The organism is Rhizobium ecuadorense (assembly GCF_001187535.1).
GTDB classification, from domain to species: Bacteria; Pseudomonadota; Alphaproteobacteria; order Rhizobiales; family Rhizobiaceae; genus Rhizobium; species Rhizobium ecuadorense.
In genome coordinates, this window is the sequence record NZ_LFIO01000773.1 from 1 (window position 1) to 220 (window position 220).

The 220-nt window shown below is 57.7% G+C and carries 1 pseudogene; it reads right to left on the reverse strand.

Annotation, left to right across the window (positions count from 1 at the left end):
• Positions 1-203, reverse strand: a pseudogene (locus tag AF337_RS44390) (haloacid dehalogenase-like hydrolase); the annotation flags it as partial.
• Positions 204-220 lie beyond the last annotated feature (17 nt).

A 220-nucleotide genomic window follows, 5' to 3' on the forward strand; every position in this document is an offset into this window, starting at 1 on the left:
CGTTCGGTCTCCGGGACGAAGTCGGGCGATCCCTGGCCAGTGACCTTTTCGACGAAAGAGACGATAGCAACCTTCGACGCTGTGTCGTTCCAGGAGGGCAAAGGATCGGTTTGAGCGAATACAGAAGTGGCATGAACCAGTGCGACACCGAGCGCAATGATGATCAGGCAGATCAATCGCGGCGCCGAGCGGACAAAAGACATCGGTCATCCTCCGGGGT